Source organism: Amycolatopsis coloradensis (genome assembly GCF_037997115.1).
In the GTDB taxonomy this organism is placed as follows: domain Bacteria; phylum Actinomycetota; class Actinomycetes; order Mycobacteriales; family Pseudonocardiaceae; genus Amycolatopsis; species Amycolatopsis coloradensis_A.
This window is the reverse complement of the sequence record NZ_CP150484.1, coordinates 216,084-233,119: the sequence shown is the minus strand read 5'-3', so window position 1 is coordinate 233,119 and position 17,036 is coordinate 216,084. Positions and strand designations below refer to the sequence as shown.

The window sequence follows — 17,036 nt, the reverse complement described above, 5'->3', positions numbered from 1 at the left end:
CGCCCGCGCGACGACGGTGCCCCGCCCCGGTCTAGCGGGTCGTCACGGGAGGCCGGCCAGGCCCGCGCTCACCGTGTTCGACCACGCGTAGCCCTGCGAGGCGTCCCAGTTGATCGACCAGGTCATCGCGCCCCGGATCGTCGGGTACGTCGTCGAAGGCTTGAAAGAGCCGCAGTTCGTGCCCTTCGCCAGGCAGTTCAGCGCGTTGACCGTGTTGCCGGGCGCCTGGTAGCCGCCGCCCGCGGCCGAGCCTGAGGCGGGCAGGCCGAGCCCGACCTGGTCGGCGCGCAGACCGCTCTGCAGCTGGATGCAGGCCAGCGCGGTGAGGAAGTCGACCGTGCCCTGCGAGTAGACCTTCTGGTCGCAGCCGAGCATCGTGCCGCTGTTGTAGTACTGCATGTTCACGATCGTCAGGATGTCCTTGACGTTCAGTGCCAGCTTGAAGTACTCCGCCGCCGGGCTCTGCATGTCGATCGTCTGCGGCGCCATGGTGATGACCGAGCCGCCCGCCGCGTGGATGCTGCGCAGCGCCTGCGCCATGTAGGTCGCGTTGACGCCGTTCTCGAGGTCGATGTCGACGCCGTCGAAGCCGTAGGTCGCGATGAGCGACTTCATGCTGTTGGAGAAGTTCGTCGCCGCGGCCGAGGAGTCGACGCGGATCGTGCCCTTCTCACCGCCGACGGACAGGATGACCTTCTGCCCGCGCGCCTGCGCCGTCTTGATGTCGGCCTTGAACTGCGCGTCGGTGTAGCCGCCGAGCTGGCTCGACAGACCGGAGTCGAGGGTGAAGCTGACCGCGCCCGGCGTGGCCGTCGCGTCGGCGAAGGACACCGCGATGATGTTGTACTTCGTCGGGACGTCGGCGAGCTTGAGCGCCTTCGCACCGTTGTAGAAGTTCTGCCAGTAGCCGGTGATCACGTGCTTCGGCAGGTTCCCGGTCGGCGGGGTGCTGGTCGTGGTGGTCGGCGGGTTCGACGTGGTGGTCGTCGGGCTCGTGGACGTCGTCGGCGTGGTCGGCGTCGTGGTGGGCGAGCCGCCGGGGCCGTCGAGGTTCACGTCGTCGGCGAAGTACGCGGGCTGGCCGTACCAGCCGTGAAGGTAGATCTCGACGCTGGTGGTGGACGCGCCGGTGGTGAAGCTCAGCGAGAGCTGGCTCCAGCTGCCGCCGCCCTGGGTCCAGGTGTTCTTGTCACCCGTCCCGGTGCCGGTGACACCGAGGTAGGTGTAGCTGCCCTGCACCCACGCCGAAAGCGTGTACGCGGTGTTGGCCTTGACCGCCACGCTCTGCGAACAGCGGGCGTTGTCCTGTCCGGCCGGGGTGGCGCTGAGCGCACGGGTGCCCGAATGGACCGGCGTGGTGACCACCGCGTTGGTGCCGGAGCAGGTCCAGCCGCTCGTGGTCCCGAGTTCGAAGCCCGGGTTGGTCAGGATGTTGGCGGCCGAGGCGTTGCCCGAGACCGCGAAAGTCACCCCCAGGCACACGGCCAGTGACGACAGCAGGGCGAGGAACGCGTGTTTCGGCTTCACTTTCACGACTGGCCTCCACGAACGGGTGATGTCGGCCACATCAAAATGGTACAGACCAATACAACTGTCAAGGGTTCGGTTAGGGGAGGCCATACGAAAGTCGGCTCGGCGCGAGCGGCAGAATGCAGGGTCCGAGAGCACCCGAGGGCGGATTTCAGGAGCGTGGGAGTGAGCGTGCAGGGCCTGCAGACAGTCGAGCAGAAGATCGCCGAAGAACTCGGCGTGCGCGAGGGGCAGGTCAAGGCGGCCGTCGACCTGCTGGACGGCGGATCGACCGTGCCGTTCATCGCCCGGTACCGCAAAGAGGTCACCGGGATGCTGGACGACACCCAGCTCCGCACCCTCGAAGAACGCCTCCGCTACCTGCGGGAACTCGGCGAGCGCAAGGTCGCGGTGCTGGAGTCGATCCGCAGCCAGGGCAAGCTGGACGAGGCGCTCGAAGCCTCGATCATGGCGGCGGACACGAAGTCCCGCCTCGAGGACATCTACCTGCCGTACAAGCCCAAGCGGCGGACGAAGGCGATGATCGCCCGCGAGGCCGGTCTGGAGCCACTCGCCGACGGGCTGCTGAGCGACCCGAACACCGACCCGCAGGCCGCCGCCGCGGTGTTCGTCGACGCCGACAAGGGTGTCGCCGACGCGCAGGCCGCGCTGGACGGCGCCCGCGCGATCCTCGTCGAGCGCTTCGCCGAGGACGCCGACCTGATCGGCGAGCTGCGCGAGAAGATGTGGGCGGAAGGCCGCCTGGCCTCGAAGGTCCGCGACGGCAAGGCCGAGGAGGGCGCGAAGTTCTCCGACTACTTCGACTTCTCCGAGCCCTACACCAAGCTTCCTTCGCACCGGATCCTCGCGATGTTCCGTGGTGAGAAGGAGGAGATCCTCGACCTCACGATGGAGTCCGAAGAGCCCTCCGAAGAACCGCGCACCGGGCCGACCGAGTACGAGAACCGCATCGCGCACAAGTTCGGCATCTCGAACGAAGGGCGGCCGGCCGACAAGTGGCTCGGCGACACCGTCCGCTGGGCGTGGCGCACGAAGATCCTGCTGCACCTGGGCATCGACCTGCGGATGCGGCTGCGCCAGTCGGCCGAGGACGACGCCGTCCGCGTGTTCGCCGCGAACCTGCGGGACCTGCTGCTCGCCGCCCCGGCGGGCACGCGCGCCACGATGGGCCTCGACCCGGGCTTCCGCACCGGCGTCAAGGTCGCCGTCGTCGACGCGACCGGCAAGGTCGTCGACACGCACGTGATCTACCCGCACCAGCCCGCGAACAAGTGGGACCAGTCCATCGCCGAACTCGCCGCGCTGTGCGCCCGGCACAAGGTGGACCTGATCTCGATCGGCAACGGCACCGCGTCGCGCGAGACCGACAAGCTCGCCGGCGAACTGATCAAGAAGCACCCGGAGCTGAAGCTGACCAAGGCGGTCGTCTCGGAGGCCGGCGCGTCGGTCTACTCGGCGTCGGCGTTCGCTTCGCAGGAGCTGCCGGGCATGGACGTCTCGCTGCGCGGCGCGGTCTCGATCGCGCGGCGGCTGCAGGACCCGCTGGCGGAACTGGTGAAGATCGACCCGAAGTCGATCGGCGTCGGGCAGTACCAGCACGACCTGTCGGAGATCTCGCTGTCGCGTTCACTCGACGCGGTGGTCGAAGACTGTGTGAACGCCGTCGGCGTGGACGTCAACACCGCGTCCGCCCCGCTGCTGACCCGCGTCTCGGGCATCACGACGACCCTGGCGGAGAACATCGTCGCGCACCGCGACGAGAACGGGCCGTTCAAGACCCGGAGCGGGCTCAAGGAGGTCGCACGGCTGGGTCCGAAGGCCTTCGAGCAGTGCGCGGGCTTCCTCCGGATCCCGGACGGCGACGACCCGCTCGACTCGTCCTCGGTGCACCCGGAGGCCTACCCGGTGGTGCGGCGGATCCTGTCCTCGACCGGCACGGACATCCGCTCGCTCATCGGCAACTCGCGGACACTGCAGGCGCTGAAGCCCACGGAGTTCGTCGACGAGACCTTCGGTCTGCCGACGGTGACCGACATCCTCGCCGAACTCGAAAAGCCGGGCCGCGACCCGCGTCCGGCGTTCAAGACCGCGACCTTCGCCGACGGCGTCGAGAAGATCGGCGACCTCAAGCCGGGCATGCGGCTGGAAGGTGTCGTGACGAACGTGGCCGCGTTCGGCGCGTTCATCGACGTCGGCGTGCACCAGGACGGGCTCGCGCACGTCTCCGCGCTGTCGAAGAACTTCGTCAAGGACCCGCGTGAGGTCGTCAAGCCCGGCGACATCGTCAAGGTGAAGGTCCTGGAGGTCGACGTGCCGCGCAAGCGGATCTCGCTGACCCTGCGGCTGGACGACGAGCCCGGCCGTCCCGCCCGCGAGCAGGGCGGTGGCGGTGGTCGTGACCGCGGCCAGGGCGGCGGTCAGCGCCAAGGCGGCCAGCGTCAGGGCGGCCGTGGCGGCGGCCGGGACCGCGGCGGGAACTCCGGTGGCGGCGGCGCCATGGCGGACGCTCTCCGGAAGGCCGGCTTCGGCAAGTAGCTCTCAGAAGTCCGTGAAGGCCCCCTTCCCTACTCTCAGGGTAGGGAAGGAGGCCTTCACGGAACTTTACGGATTCATGGCGTAGGCGCCCGAGAGGTCCCGCACCAGCGACCACACGTGATCGAAGCGCGCCGCGTCGACGACCGGCTTCCGGATCGAGGCCAGCGCGAGGGCCTGCTGCGCGTCGGTCGAGGACGACTTCCCGTGCAGATCGATCGCGGTGAGGCTGAAGTCCTGCACCAGGATGGCGAAGATCTGGTCGACGACCTCGGTCTCGATGCCGGTGATCTCCGCCTGCTCCAGCACCAGCTGCCCGTAGACGACCAGCGTGAACAGCTCGGTCAGCGCGAGACCGAAGTCGATGTCCTGCTGCTGAGCCTCGTCCGGCGCGGCTTCGGTGAACAGCTTCACCAGCGCCTCGGCCTGCTCGGTGAACCGCGCGACGTTCGGGATCGCGGACGCCTTGGCGTACGCCTCACGCCAGTCGTGGAACCGCACCTTCGACAGGCCGCGTGCGGGGCCTTGGCGGAACAGGAACTCGTCGTCGGCCGCGTCGGAACGGGTCGGCACCGGCTCGTAGGCCTGCGGCGCGAACAGGTACGCGGGCACGAACTTCGCGATCAGCGCGAGGTTCACCGCCACCGTGCCTTCCAGCTTCGGCAGGCCGTCGATGTCGTTCTTGGCCATCGCGAGGTAGGTGTCGGCCTCGAATCCCTTGGCCGCCACCACATCCGCGACCAGGCCGATGACCTTCTGCGCCTCGGTGGTCACCTTCATCTTGGTGATCGGGTTGAACAGCAGGTACCGGCGGTCGTCCGCGGTCGCGCTGCGGAAGTAGTCCACGGCACGGTCGGAGAACAGCTTCATCGCGACGAGCCGCGCGTACGCCTCGACGAATTCCCGGCGCACGTGCGGGAATTCGGTGACCTTCTTGCCGTAGAGCACCCGGTTGTGCGCGTGCGTGATCGCCTCGTACAGCGAATGCGTCGACATCCCGATGCCGCCGAAGCACAGGTTGAACTTGCCGATGTTGACCGTGTTCAGCGCCGCGGAGAACGCGTCGGCGCCGACGTGCAGAATGTCCTCTTCGGACACCGGGTAGTCGTTCAGCTCGAACTCGGCGACGTACATCTGCGACGGCACGACATTCTTCACCACGCGGTAGTTCGGGTGTTCCGAGTCCGCGTAGAAGAACACGTACTGGTCCGGGCCGTCGACACCGTCGATGCGGCCGAACACGGACACGGTCCGGGCGCAGTTGCCGTTGCCGATGTAGTACTTCGACCCGTTCGCGCGGTAGCCGCCCTTGCCGTCCGGGGTGAGCACGAGGTCCGACGAGTAGATGTCGGCCCCATGCTCCTTTTCGGACAGTCCGAACGCGGCGACGCCGCCGGCAGCGAGCGAGTCCGCCGCGCGTTTGCGGGCGGCCTCGTTCGCGCTCTGCCACACCGGGCCCAGGCCGAGGATGGTGACCTGCCACGGATACCAGTAGTTCAAGCCATAAAAGCCGAGGATCTCCGACAGGGCGGCGACCCGCGCGGTGTCCCACCGTTTGTCGGGGTTCCCCTCGGCGTTGGCGCCAGGAGTGAGGAACGTGGAGAACAGGCCTTCCTTGCCCGCGAACTCGATGAAGTCCGCGTAGAAGGTCCGGTCGTGGTAGTCCTCGACGAGCTTGCGCTTGCCACGCTGTTCGAACCACTCGATGGTGGCACGCAACAGGCGACGCGTCTCCGGGTCGAACTGCCGTGGGTCGTACCCACCCGGGTTCAGCAACAACGCGGTCGCCTTTTCGCTCATGGTCACTCCTGGTCAGCCGAAGTTACTACCCGGTAACCGTAGCGCTTCGCTTCGCCGTCCGGCCACCGAACTCGACCGAAGTCACCCGTCCACGCTCGTCGCGCAGGAACCGCGCGGTGGGTTTGCGGGTGTCGGCCACGGGGGCGATCGCGTCGCCGCCCACGAAAACGGCCTCGAACGGCGGCGGCGAGGGAAAGCCCTCGACGTCGGCGACCAGCTGGGCCCAGAGGGCGCCGTCCCGGTCCTTGACCACGAACGCCAGGTCACCGGTCTGATAGCGGCCCAGGTACTCGGCGATGTCCGGCTGCGGCACCGGCGGCGGGCTCGTGAGCGGAGGCAGCCCGACCACGTGCTCCAGGCACCAGTCGACGACCTTCGCGCCCAGTGCGGACCCGCCCGCGCTATTGGTAAGCACCGTGACGGCGAAGTCCTCCTCCGGCACGGTCACGAACTCTGACAACTGCAGGTTGCTCACGTTGCCGCCGTGCCGGACCAGCCGGGCGGCGCCGTGGGTCGTGTGCAGCCAGCTGAGCCCGACCTCTTCGAACCGCAGCGCGGCCCTGCGCTGCGGCGCGCGCATGAGGTCGCGGGTGGCTTCGCTGATCGGAGGCTCGCCCTCGGCCTCACCGGTCAGGAAGAACCGGGCCCATTTCAGCTGGTCGCCCGCGGTCGACCACAGCCCGCCGCTCGCGCTGTCCGCACGGGTGAGGCCCACGGTGTGCTCGACCGCCGCTTCACCGTCGCGCAGCACGTGTCCGACGGCGTGACGGCGGGTGAGCACCTCCCACGGCAGGTAATACGACTGGGTCATGCCGAGTGGTTCGAGCAGCCTGCCGCGGACCACGTCCTCGAAGGGTTCGCCCGCCATCACCTCCACGACCCGGCCTGCCAGCTGGAATCCGGCGTTGCAGTAGGAGAACACCTCGCCGGGCGGGAAGTTCTGCGGCAGGTCGCCGAACTTCGCGATCGCGAGGGCCAGCGCGTCGTCACCCCACCCGGTGGTGAAGTCGACATCGCCGAGGAAACCGGCCGAATGCGTGAGCAGATGACGCGAGGTCACCGTCTTCCGCGCCATCGGATCCGCCAAGGGGAGATCGGGAAGGTACTCGACGACCGGCCTGTCCAGGTCCAGCACACCGTCTTCGACCAGGGCCAGCACGGCGGCCGCGGCGAAGGTCTTGCTGGTGGAGCCGATCATGAACAACGTGCCGGGATCGACCGGAAGCCCGGTGTCCACACTGGACACTCCGGTGGCGAACACCGACTCCTCACCGCGGTACGTCACCCCCACCACCGCTCCGGGGACGCTCGCGCGACGCGCCTCCTCGTCGAGCACCCCTTGCAGCTCCTGAACGTTCGACACCCGTGTCCCCTTTCGTCCGGTCAGGTCAGCGTTTCACCGCGACGCCGCGCCCGGCTCGTCCGAACCGACGAACATCACCGGACCGGTGCGGGCGATATCACGTAGCCCGGGAGATCACGACCCAGTACACTGGACGACGCGGTCCGCTCAGTTCTGCCTCGGGCCGCGTTTCGTTGTCGAAGACCACGCGCCGCGGCCCCCCGAGGTCTGCGCCGGGCAGGACAACCGTTTCTATCCTTACGGAGATACCAGGGCGCGCTTCGCGCCCACACGCTTATGAGCACACCTACTTTCACCGAACTCGGCCTGCCCAAGACCCTCGTGGACTCGCTCGCCGAACAAGGCGTCACCAGCCCGTTCCCGATCCAGGCCGCCACACTGCCGCATTCGCTGGCGGGCCGGGACGTCCTCGGCCGCGGCCGCACCGGCTCCGGCAAGACGTACGGCTTCGTGCTGCCCGTCCTCGCCCGGCTCGCCGAAGGCCCTACCCGCCGCCGCCCCGGCCGTCCGCGTGCGCTGGTCCTGGCGCCGACGCGCGAACTGGCGACCCAGATCGAGGCGTCGTTCCTGCCGCTGGCCAAGCCACTCGGCCTCAAGGTCACCACGATCTTCGGCGGCGTCAGCCCCAACCCGCAGATCACCAGGCTGCGTGACGGCGTCGACATCGTCGTCGCGTGCCCCGGCAGGCTCGCCGACCACATGCGCTCCGGCGAGGCGAAGCTCGACCACGTCGAGATCACCGTCCTGGACGAGGCCGACCACATGGCCGACCTCGGCTTCCTGCCCGACGTCCGGCGCATCATGGCCGAGACCCCGGAGCGCGGGCAGCGGCTGCTGTTCTCGGCGACCCTCGACGCGGGCGTCGACGTGCTGGTCAAGCGCTTCATGCACGACCCGGTCACGCACAGCGTCGACTCGGCCCAGTCGCCGGTCTCGACGATGCAGCACCACGTGCTGCACCTGGAGGAGACCCACCGGCTGCCGGTGCTGATCGATCTCACCGCCGCCCCGGGCCGCACGCTGGTCTTCACCCGCACGAAGCACCGCGCCAAGCAGCTGACACGCAAGCTCATGGCCTCCGGCGTGCCGGCGGTCGAACTGCACGGCAACCTCGGCCAGACGGCCCGCACCCGCAACCTGGAGGCGTTCGCCTCCGGCGCGGCGAAGACGCTGGTCGCGACCGACATCGCCGCGCGCGGGATCCACGTCGACGACGTCACGCTGGTCATCCACGCCGACCCGCCGGTCGAGCACAAGGCGTACCTGCACCGCTCCGGCCGGACCGCGCGGGCCGGTGCGTCCGGCACCGTCGTCACACTGATGACCGACGCGCAGGTCGGCGACGTCCGCGACCTCACCCGCAAGGCCGGCATCAAGCCGACCACGACGCAGCTCGGCCCCGGCCACCCGCTGCTGTCGGAACTGGCGCCCGGTGAGCGTTCGTTCACCGCTTCGCCGCGACGGCCGATCGTGGACACGCGGCCGAAGCGCGTCAGCGCGAGCGGTGAAGCCATCCTGGGCAAGGGCGACGACGAAGACCGTCCGGCAAGCGGTGGACGTGGCGGCCGCGGTGGTCGCGGCCGGGGCCCCTCCGCCGGTGGCCGTGGCGCTTCCGGTGGCGGCCGTCGCGGCGGCTCTTCCGACGGCCGTTCGCGTCAGCCCCGTACCGAGGGCGACCGTCGCGGTGCTCCCGCCGGCCAAGGCCGTCGCGCGGCCGAGAGCACCGGACGTCGCGAAGGCGCGCCCAAGGGCGGCCAGGCCCGTCAGGGGCGCCACAGCTCCGCCGAGTCGCAGCCGCGCCGCGGCTCCGGTGCCGCGAAGTCCCAGTCCTCGCGGAACCAGTCCGGCGGCGCTCCGGCCCGTCGCGGTGGTGCCGCCGCGTTCTCCTCGGGGACCCGCGCGGGCTCGCGCCGCTCGCGCTAGTCCTCGCCGACGGCTGTCACGCGAGTTCCGCCCGCGATCACGCGTGATCCGGCGGCCGGCTCACGTGATCAGAGGGACGACACACGAGTTGGCCGTCTGATCACGCGAGTCGTCCGTCTGATCACGCGTGTCGTCCGGCGGGACACGCGTGACGGCCGCCGGATCTCGCGTGCTTGGAGGCGGAACTCACGTGGCTGGGGCCGGATCACGCGTGCCGGGCGGCGGCGCGGGCTTCAGCGGCCGCGCGGCGCTCCTCGAAGCGTGAAGCCTGCGTGTCGAGGGCCTTCAGGAACTGGTCGAGTTCGTCCCGTGCCTTCTCCCCCACCTCGCCGAGCCCTTCGAGCTCGAAGATCTTCCACTGCCGCAGCAACGGCCAGATCACCTCGTCGTGGTGGATGCGCAGGTCGTAGATGCCCGCCTTCGCGATCAGCGCGGCCTTCCGCACGAAGCTCGGGATCACCGCGCCCGGCATCTGGAACTGGACGACCTCGTCGGTGATGGCGCGCATCATCGCGTCAGGTGAAAGCTCCAGCGACGCCTGCACCAGGTTCCGGTAGAAGAGCATGTGCAGGTTCTCGTCCATCGCGACCCGCGCGAGCAGCTTCTCGCACAGCGGATCCTGCGTGTACTTTCCGGTGTTGCGGTGCGAAATCCGCGTCGCCAGCTCCTGGAAGGACACGTACGCGAAGACGTTCAGCAGCTCCTTGTCGCCGCTGTCGTAGCCGGCCTGCATGGTCTGCATCCGCATGCGCTCCAGCTCGACCGGGTCCACCGCGCGCGTCACCAGCAGGTAGTCGCGGATGCAGATTCCGTGGCGGCCCTCTTCAGCGGTCCAGCGATGCACCCAGGTGCCCCACGCGCCGTCGCGACCGAAGGCGCGCTCGATCTCGCGGTGATAGCTCGGCAGGTTGTCCTCGGTCAGGAGGTTGACCTCCAACGACGTCCGCGCGATCGGCGACACCCGCGACTGCTCGGGATCCCACGCCTCACCGCCGAGATCGGCGAAGTTGCGGCCCTCGTCCCAGGGCACGTACTCGTGCGGCATCCATTCCTTGGCGACCGAGAGATGCCGATTGAGGTTCTCCTCCACCGTCCCCTCGAGCTCGAGCATCAGCCGGGTGGTTTCGGGGACCGCCATGCGTTCGTCCTTCCAGGGTACGGAAAACGCTACCTACGACACCGTAACTTACGGTGTCGTAGGTTTGCCACCTCCGGAAGGTGAACGCTCAGGAGCCGGCGACGGGATGTCGCGAAAGCCACTTTCAGGACGTCAGGAATCACCGTGACCTTCGCAACGTCTGGCGAGTGGTCGGGCCAGGCGCCACACCGGGGCCGTCCATGAAGGAATTGGGACGTTGAATGTCCCATTTCCTTCATAGACGCGAGGTGTTCCAGTCCTCGACCTTGAACTGTCAGGAGCCGGCGACGGCCGCCAGCTTCGGCACCAGCTGCTCGATCGCGTACGGGATGCTCAGCACGGTGTTGAACGAGATCGCGGCCCCGACCGGCGGGTTCTCGTAGGTGATGAACAGATCCCGCTTGTCCGCCGACACCTTCAGCTTCCGGTACACCGGATCGGCCCGCACCCTGGCCTCCGCGCCGACGTCGGAGTTCAGCCACACCAGGCGATCCGCGTCGAACAGATCGAACCGTTCCGACGAGACCTCGACGACGTTGTTCTCCGGTTTGCTCAGCGCCTTGACCGGTTCGAAGGGCCGGAAGCCCAGCTCGGCCGTGAAGATCATCTTCGGGTCGGTCGTGGTGAACGCGGAGAACTTGCCCGCCTCGAAGGTATCGGCGACGACCATCGACAGCTTCGCGAACCCGGGATGCTCGGCCCGCGCCTGCGCGAACCGCCGGCCGATCCCGGCGATCAGGTCCTCGGCCTTCTGCGCGAGCCCCAGCGCGCGACCCACCATCCGGGTCGTCTCCTGCCACGGCGCCGCGTAGTCCTCGAACTTCGGCGGCTGCGCGACGACCGGGGCGAGCTGCGAAAGCTTGTCGTACTGCTCCTTCTTCATCCCGCTGTACTGGGCGAGGATCAGATCCGGCTTCAGCGCGGCGATCTTCTCGAAGTTGTAGTCGTCCCGTTCGCCCACGATCTCCGGCTGCTTGTCGCCCCAGCGAGCCTGGGTCCACGGCCACTTCCCGTACGGCCGCTCCTTGAACCAGTCGACGGCGCCGACCGGCCGGATCCCGAGCGCCAGCACGGCGTCGTGGTCGGACAGGCCGAGCGTGATGATCCGCGACGGCTGTTTTTCGACCGTCGCGGACCCGTACTTGTGCTCGACGGTCACCGGAAAGGTCCCCCCTGGCCTCCGGCGGCACCAGGGTCTCGTCGACCGATTGCGAAGAACCGCAACCGGCTAGCCTGCCCAAAGTCCTAAAGGGACGCGGTGAGACCGCGAGCACGCAGGACCGACCGTTCCAGCGGACGGAACACCACCAGCTCGATACCGACCCCGACCAGCAGGATCAGGAAGATGGCCGACATCACGGCCTCCATGCTGTTGAACGACGAGCCTTCGTGCAGGTACGCGCCGAGTCCCTTGCCGAGCGCCGGGGACAGCGCGATCAGCTCGGCGGCCATCAGCGAACGCCACGAGAACGCCCAGCCCTGCTTGAGCCCGGCGAGGAATCCGGGCAGCGCGGCGGGCAGCAGGATGTGCCGCGCCGACGAAAGCCGGTTCGCTCCCATCACCTGGCCGACGCGCGGCAGGATCGGCGGGATCTGGTCGATGCCCGAGACGAGGCCGTTCGCGATCGAAGGAACCGAACCCAGCAACACCACGAAGTAGATCGACGCGTCGTTCAGCCCGAACCACAGGATCGCCGCGGGCACCCAGGCCACCGACGGAAGGCTCTGCAGCCCGGTCAGGAACGGCCCGACCGCGGCCCGGACGACCCGAACCTTCGCCACCAGTAGCCCGAGCGGCGTCCCGATGACCACGCCGATCAGGAAGCCCAGCGCGGCCCGGTGCACCGACGTCCAGACGAACTCGAAGATCTCACCGTCGACGGTGATGCCGACGAGTTCGTCCCACACCGCGAGCGGCGCGGGCAGCATGGCCTCCGGCCAGAACGCGGCGGCCCACAGCGCCTGCCACAGCGCGATCACCAGGATCAGGAAGACCACCGGCGGCACGAAACCGCGAAGGAATCGCTTTCCCCGGCTTTCCCGGCGCTCCCCGGTGGGGGTGTCGAGCGAGTCGAGCCCCGCGCCGACGGCCTCGTCGGCGTCTTCCGCCGCGGTTTCGGGGCGGTCAAGCCGCGGCATGGGTACTGATCACCTCCCGGAGGTGACCGGTGATCTCCAGCGTCAGCTCCTCGGCGTCGGAGGCCTGGACGTCGCGCCATTCCCGCACCACCCGGCCGGGCCGCGACGAAAGCAGCACGACCCGCTGGCCGAGCCGGACGGCCTCGCGGACGTCGTGGGTCACGAACAGCACCGAGGTGCCGGTGCTGCGGTAGACGCGCAGCAGTTCACCCTGCAGGACGTCGCGGGTGATGGCGTCGAGCGCGGCGAACGGCTCGTCCATCAGCAGCAGCGACTGCTCCGGGTCACCGCCGACACGCAGGGTGGCGGCCAGCGCCCTGGCGAGCGCGACGCGCTGCCGCATCCCGCCGGACAGCTCGTGCGGCCGCTTGTCACCCGCGCCACCGAGGCGGACGAGTTCGAGCAGTTCGGCCGCCTTTTCCCGGCGCTCGGCCCGGCCGAAGCCGGCGAGCCGCAGCGGCAGTTCGACGTTGCGGGCCGCGGTCAGCCACGGCATCAGCGCGGCCTCTTGGAACATGACCGCGGGCCGGGAGGTCTCCAGGGTGATCGAGCCCGACGTCGGCCGGTCGAGACCGGCGACCAGGTTCAGCAGGGTGCTCTTGCCGCAGCCGGAGGCGCCGAGGAGGCAGACGAACTCGCCGGGGGCGACCGTCAGGTCCATCCCGTCGAGGGCCACGACGGCGCGGCCGGTCGGCCCGAAAGCCTTCCGCACCCCGTCGAGGCGCACGGCGACACCGGTGGACAGGCCGGGCTCCAAGGTGGTCGTCATCGCTGATCCCCTCCGGTCACTTCGTCAGCCCGGGCGCGTTCACGCCGGGCTTGCCCTGCTCTTTGAGCACGGCGTTGAGCGGGCCGAAATCGGCGAACCCCTTGAGGTCCACCGCGGACTTCACCACACCCGCGGTCACCGAGTCCTGCGCGAGCTGGCTGAAGGTCGACGCCACCGGATCGATGCCGAGTTCGATACCGGAGAACGCGCGATCGAGGACGGCCTCGCTCAGGGTGCTGCCCGCGAGCGCCTTGAGCTCGCCGTTGACGACCTTCTTCGCCTCGGCGGGGTTGGTCTTCGCCCACTCGATGGCGGCGAGTTCACCCTTGAGGATGGCGGTGACGGTCTCCGGGTGCTGCTGCAGGAACTCGCTGCGGACGATCACGACCGTGGTCGGGAACTTGCCTTCCGGCCACAGCGTCTTCTCGTCCAGCAGGACCTTCGCGCCCGCGTCGAGCACGAGACGCGAGGACCACGGCTCCGGCAGCCACCCGCCGTCGAGTTCGCCCTTCTTGAAGGCGTCGAACGTCTTCGGGTTGTCGAGGTTCGTGACCTTGACTCCCGCCAGCTTCTTCTCGGCGACGAACTTCTTGAGCGCGACGTCCTGGGTGTTCGCCAGCGACGGCGTCGCGATGTTCTTCCCGGTGAGCTGCTCCGGCGCGGTGATCTGCGGCTTCACCACCAACTGGGCGCCGCCGGTGACCGCGCCGGAGACCAGCTGGATGGCGCCCTTGGACTTGGTGAAGGCGTTGATGGCCGGGCCGGAGCCGATGAACGCGATGTCGAGCGAGTCGCCGAGCAACGCGTTGACCTCTTCGGGTCCGGCGTTGAACGTCTGGGTGGTGAGCTTCGTGGAGCCGAGCTCCTTGGCGAAGAAGCCGTTCTTGGCGCCGATCAGCGCGGGCGCGTGCGTCACGTTGGGGAAGTACCCGAGGCGCACCTCGGCCGCGGCGCCCTGGCTCTTCTGCTCCACTTCGGTGCCCCGATCGGCACGCGAACACCCGGCGATCCCACTGGCCAAGGTCAAGGCGGCGAAGGCCGCGGCCAGTAAGCGGGTTCTGTGGTGGGTGCGCACGGGAGGTCGCCTTTCGGAGGGTACGACTCGGCTCGGGTGGTGGCGCGAGAGTCGCATGTTCACCCACGTGCCTGCATCGCCATCCGAATGACGGGAAAGATGCTGAGAATCCTTGACACCAGACGGAACTCCTGTTCCACATTTCAGGACCGGTGTAACGGTTCGAGCCGAACGGACGAATCACGCTCAGTGGTGACGCACCCTCGTACCGTCGCGATGGCGGGCGTGCTGACCGCCGGGATCGGGATGGGCGTCGTCGCGTCGACGCTCAAGATCGCCGACGGTACGCACACCGTGCTCGACACCACCCTGTCCACGACGACGGGGTTCCTCTTCCTCCTCGCCGGCGCCGTCGCGCACGTACGCCGCGCCTCGAACCCCATCGGCCTGCTCATCGCGCTGGCCGGGCTCGCGCTGTTCGCCGAGGATCTGCAATTCGCCGACCAACCGCTGGTGCACACGGTGGGTTTGGCGCTGTCCGCGGCGTCCAGCCCGGTGATCGCGCATCTCGTGCTCGCCTTCCCGCACGGGAAGCTCCGGTCATACTCCGAACGAGCGCTCGCCTTCTCCGCGTACGCCGTGGTCTTCGGGTCGGCCATCCTCGGTCTGCTGGTCAACGACGATCCGAAGAACCTCGCCGCGGTCGCCGCATCGCCGGAGGCCGAACAGCTGGTCAAACGGCTGCTGGAGCTCGTCGGCGCGCTGATCGGCGGCGGAGTCGTGGTGGTGCTGCTCTACCGCTGGCTCACCGGACGGCTTCCGCAGCGGCGACTGCTCTCCCCTGTCCTCGCGATCGCCGTGGTCGGCGCATTGAGCACCACGGTCGGCAGCGCGCTCGGCTCCGGGCACCCGTTCTCCGAACCGCTGCTGGACGTCTACCGGATCTCGTTCTGCCTGTGGCCGCTGACGTTCCTGATCGGGGTGCTGCGGGCGCGGGTCGGCAACGCGGAGATGATCCGGCTCCTGCTGGAACGCGACGGCACCGGGCTGGCCGCGCTCGTGCAGGACGACGAGGTGTGGAAGGACAGCCGGTCGATCGACGCGCTCAACGCGGCCGCCGGGCTGGTGCTGGACAACCAGCGGCTCGCCGCGGAACTGGAGGAACGCCTCGTCGAGGTCCAGGCCTCCCGTGCCCGCATCGTGGCCGCCGCCGACGACGAGCGGAGACGGGTCGAGCGGGATCTGCACGACGGCGCGCAGCAACGCCTGGTCAGCGTCGTCCTGCTGCTGCGGATGGCGGAGCGCCGGCTCGGGAGTGAGCTCACCCCCGCCGTCGCGACACTGCTGCGAAGCACCATCGACGAACTGCAGGCCACGGTCACCGAACTGCGCGAACTCGCGCGCGGGCTCCGGCCCGCGATCCTCACCGAGGCTGGGCTGATCCCCGCGGTGCGGTCGCTGCTGGACCGGGTCCCGCTCGCGGTCGACCTCGTGGGCGCGGACGTGCCGCGGCTCAGCGGTGCCGTCGAGGCGACGGCGTATTTCGTCGTCTCGGAGGCCGTCACCAATGCCTTGAAACACGCGCGGGCGGGGGAAGTCCGCGTGTGCATCCGCGTCGAGGACGACGGCCTGCGGGTGGGCGTCCACGACGACGGCACCGGCACGGCCGACATCGGCGGCGGCTCGGGGCTGCACGGCCTCCGTGACCGGGTCCGCGCGCTCGGCGGCGAACTGACCGTCGCGAGCGAACCCGGCACGGGCACCACGGTTTCGGCCGTCATCCCCTTGGACGGCTAGGCCAGCCCGCGAATGGCGCGAGCGGGCGGCCGCGTCCCCTGGATCGACGCGATCATCTCCAGCACCTGACGAGTGCGCCGCACCTCGTGCACCCGGAACACCTTGGCTCCCTCGGCCACCGCCCAGGCCGTCGCGGCGAGCGTGCCGTCGACCCGCTCCGCGAGTTCCACGCCGAGCGTCTCGCCGACGAAGTCCTTATTGGACAGTGCCATCAGCACCGGCCAGCCGGTGTCCGCCAGTTCCCGCGCGTGCCGCAGCAGCGCCAGGCTGTGCCACGTGTTCTTGCCGAAGTCGTGCGTCGGATCGATCAGCACCCCTTCACGCGGGACACCGAGCGCGACGACGGCTTCGGCGTGCGCCGTGGTCTCCGCGACGACGTCCGCGACGATGTCCGGGTAGTGCACCCGGAACGGGCGAGTCCGCGGGACGGCGTTCCCGGTGTGCGAGCAGACGTAGCCGGTGCCGAACTCGGCCGCGACCTCGGCCAGTTTCGGATCGGCTCCCGCCCACGTGTCGTTGATCAGGTCCGCGCCCGCCTCGGCCGCGCGCCTGCCCACCTCGTGACGCCACGTGTCGACGCTGATCACCAGGCCGGGGTGCAGTTCGCGGATCCGCTCGACGAACGGGACCACCCGTCGGATCTCTTCCTCGACGTCGACCTCCGCGCCGGGGCCGGCCTTGACTCCGCCGATGTCGACGATGTCCGCGCCGTCGGCCACCGCCCTGGCGACGGCGGCGAGCGCGTCCGGATCCGAGAAGGTCGCCCCCTTGTCGTAGAAGGAGTCGGGAGTACGGTTGACGATCGCCATGACCAGGGCGCGGTCCCGGGCGACGCGGCGCCCGCGGAAGGTCAGCTCGTTCACGCACCGATCGTAGGCGAGCGGACGCCCGCCCGGTGAGTACCGCCCATCGGGACCGTCCCGGCGACCGGGAGCGCCCATTCGGGTGGCGTATCTGATATATGACGTAAGAGATCGGATCTCTCTTGACTCGCCGACGAACACCCGAGTACACGTTGTCCCACAAGGAA

12 protein-coding genes are annotated in these 17,036 nt (G+C 69.1%); 3 read left to right on the top strand and 9 right to left on the bottom strand.

From position 1 onward, the window contains the following. Positions 1-42: 42 nt before the first annotated feature. On the bottom strand, positions 43-1,533 hold the full coding sequence (locus LCL61_RS00850) for a chitinase (RefSeq protein ID WP_340685068.1): 1,491 nt from the start codon (positions 1,531-1,533) through the stop codon (positions 43-45). A 162-nt stretch (positions 1,534-1,695) separates the two neighbouring features. Here LCL61_RS00850 and LCL61_RS00845 point away from each other — a divergent pair, with 162 nt between their 5' ends. Continuing rightward, complete coding sequence (locus LCL61_RS00845) at positions 1,696-4,065, top strand: Tex family protein (RefSeq protein WP_340685067.1); 2,370 nt, start codon at positions 1,696-1,698, stop codon at positions 4,063-4,065. Positions 4,066-4,131: 66 nt separating this feature from the next. On the opposite strand, the gene LCL61_RS00840 is transcribed toward LCL61_RS00845, so the two are convergent. Further along, complete coding sequence (locus LCL61_RS00840) at positions 4,132-5,862, bottom strand: acyl-CoA dehydrogenase (RefSeq protein WP_340685066.1); 1,731 nt, start codon at positions 5,860-5,862, stop codon at positions 4,132-4,134. A gap of 25 nt (positions 5,863-5,887) precedes the next feature. Beyond that, the gene (locus LCL61_RS00835; protein ID WP_340685065.1) at positions 5,888-7,225 is read right to left on the bottom strand and encodes a serine hydrolase domain-containing protein; all 1,338 of its coding nucleotides are present in this window, start codon (positions 7,223-7,225) and stop codon (positions 5,888-5,890) included. Between the two features lie 276 nt (positions 7,226-7,501). Between LCL61_RS00835 and LCL61_RS00830 the strand changes: the two genes are divergently transcribed. Then, the gene (locus LCL61_RS00830) at positions 7,502-9,148 is read left to right on the top strand and encodes a DEAD/DEAH box helicase (RefSeq protein WP_340685064.1); all 1,647 of its coding nucleotides are present in this window, start codon (positions 7,502-7,504) and stop codon (positions 9,146-9,148) included. 205 nt (positions 9,149-9,353) lie between these two features. Here the strand turns inward: LCL61_RS00830 and LCL61_RS00825 are convergent, their stop codons facing one another. From LCL61_RS00825 to LCL61_RS00805, 5 genes are all read right to left on the bottom strand, one after another. Then, the gene (locus LCL61_RS00825; RefSeq protein WP_063277033.1) at positions 9,354-10,286 is read right to left on the bottom strand and encodes an acyl-ACP desaturase; all 933 of its coding nucleotides are present in this window, start codon (positions 10,284-10,286) and stop codon (positions 9,354-9,356) included. Between the two features lie 274 nt (positions 10,287-10,560). Beyond that, complete coding sequence (locus tag LCL61_RS00820; protein ID WP_340685063.1) at positions 10,561-11,445, bottom strand: iron-siderophore ABC transporter substrate-binding protein; 885 nt, start codon at positions 11,443-11,445, stop codon at positions 10,561-10,563. A gap of 86 nt (positions 11,446-11,531) precedes the next feature. Further along, entirely contained in the window at positions 11,532-12,425 is an 894-nt protein-coding gene (locus tag LCL61_RS00815; protein WP_340685062.1) for an ABC transporter permease, read from the bottom strand. After that, complete coding sequence (locus LCL61_RS00810) at positions 12,412-13,194, bottom strand: ABC transporter ATP-binding protein (RefSeq protein WP_340685061.1); 783 nt, start codon at positions 13,192-13,194, stop codon at positions 12,412-12,414. Before LCL61_RS00810 ends, LCL61_RS00815 begins: the two co-directional genes overlap by 14 nt. Positions 13,195-13,210: 16 nt before the next feature. Next, on the bottom strand, positions 13,211-14,269 hold the full coding sequence (locus tag LCL61_RS00805) for an ABC transporter substrate-binding protein (RefSeq protein WP_340685060.1): 1,059 nt from the start codon (positions 14,267-14,269) through the stop codon (positions 13,211-13,213). 216 nt (positions 14,270-14,485) lie between these two features. Between LCL61_RS00805 and LCL61_RS00800 the strand changes: the two genes are divergently transcribed. Then, positions 14,486-16,006, top strand: coding sequence for a sensor histidine kinase (locus tag LCL61_RS00800; RefSeq protein ID WP_340688456.1), 1,521 nt, complete (start codon positions 14,486-14,488; stop codon positions 16,004-16,006). On the opposite strand, the gene folP is transcribed toward LCL61_RS00800, so the two are convergent. Further along, positions 16,003-16,869 carry a dihydropteroate synthase gene (folP, locus tag LCL61_RS00795; protein WP_340685059.1) on the bottom strand — a complete coding sequence of 289 codons (867 nt, stop codon included), beginning with the start codon at positions 16,867-16,869 and terminating at the stop codon, positions 16,003-16,005. The genes LCL61_RS00800 and folP overlap by 4 nt on opposite strands. Positions 16,870-17,036 lie beyond the last annotated feature (167 nt).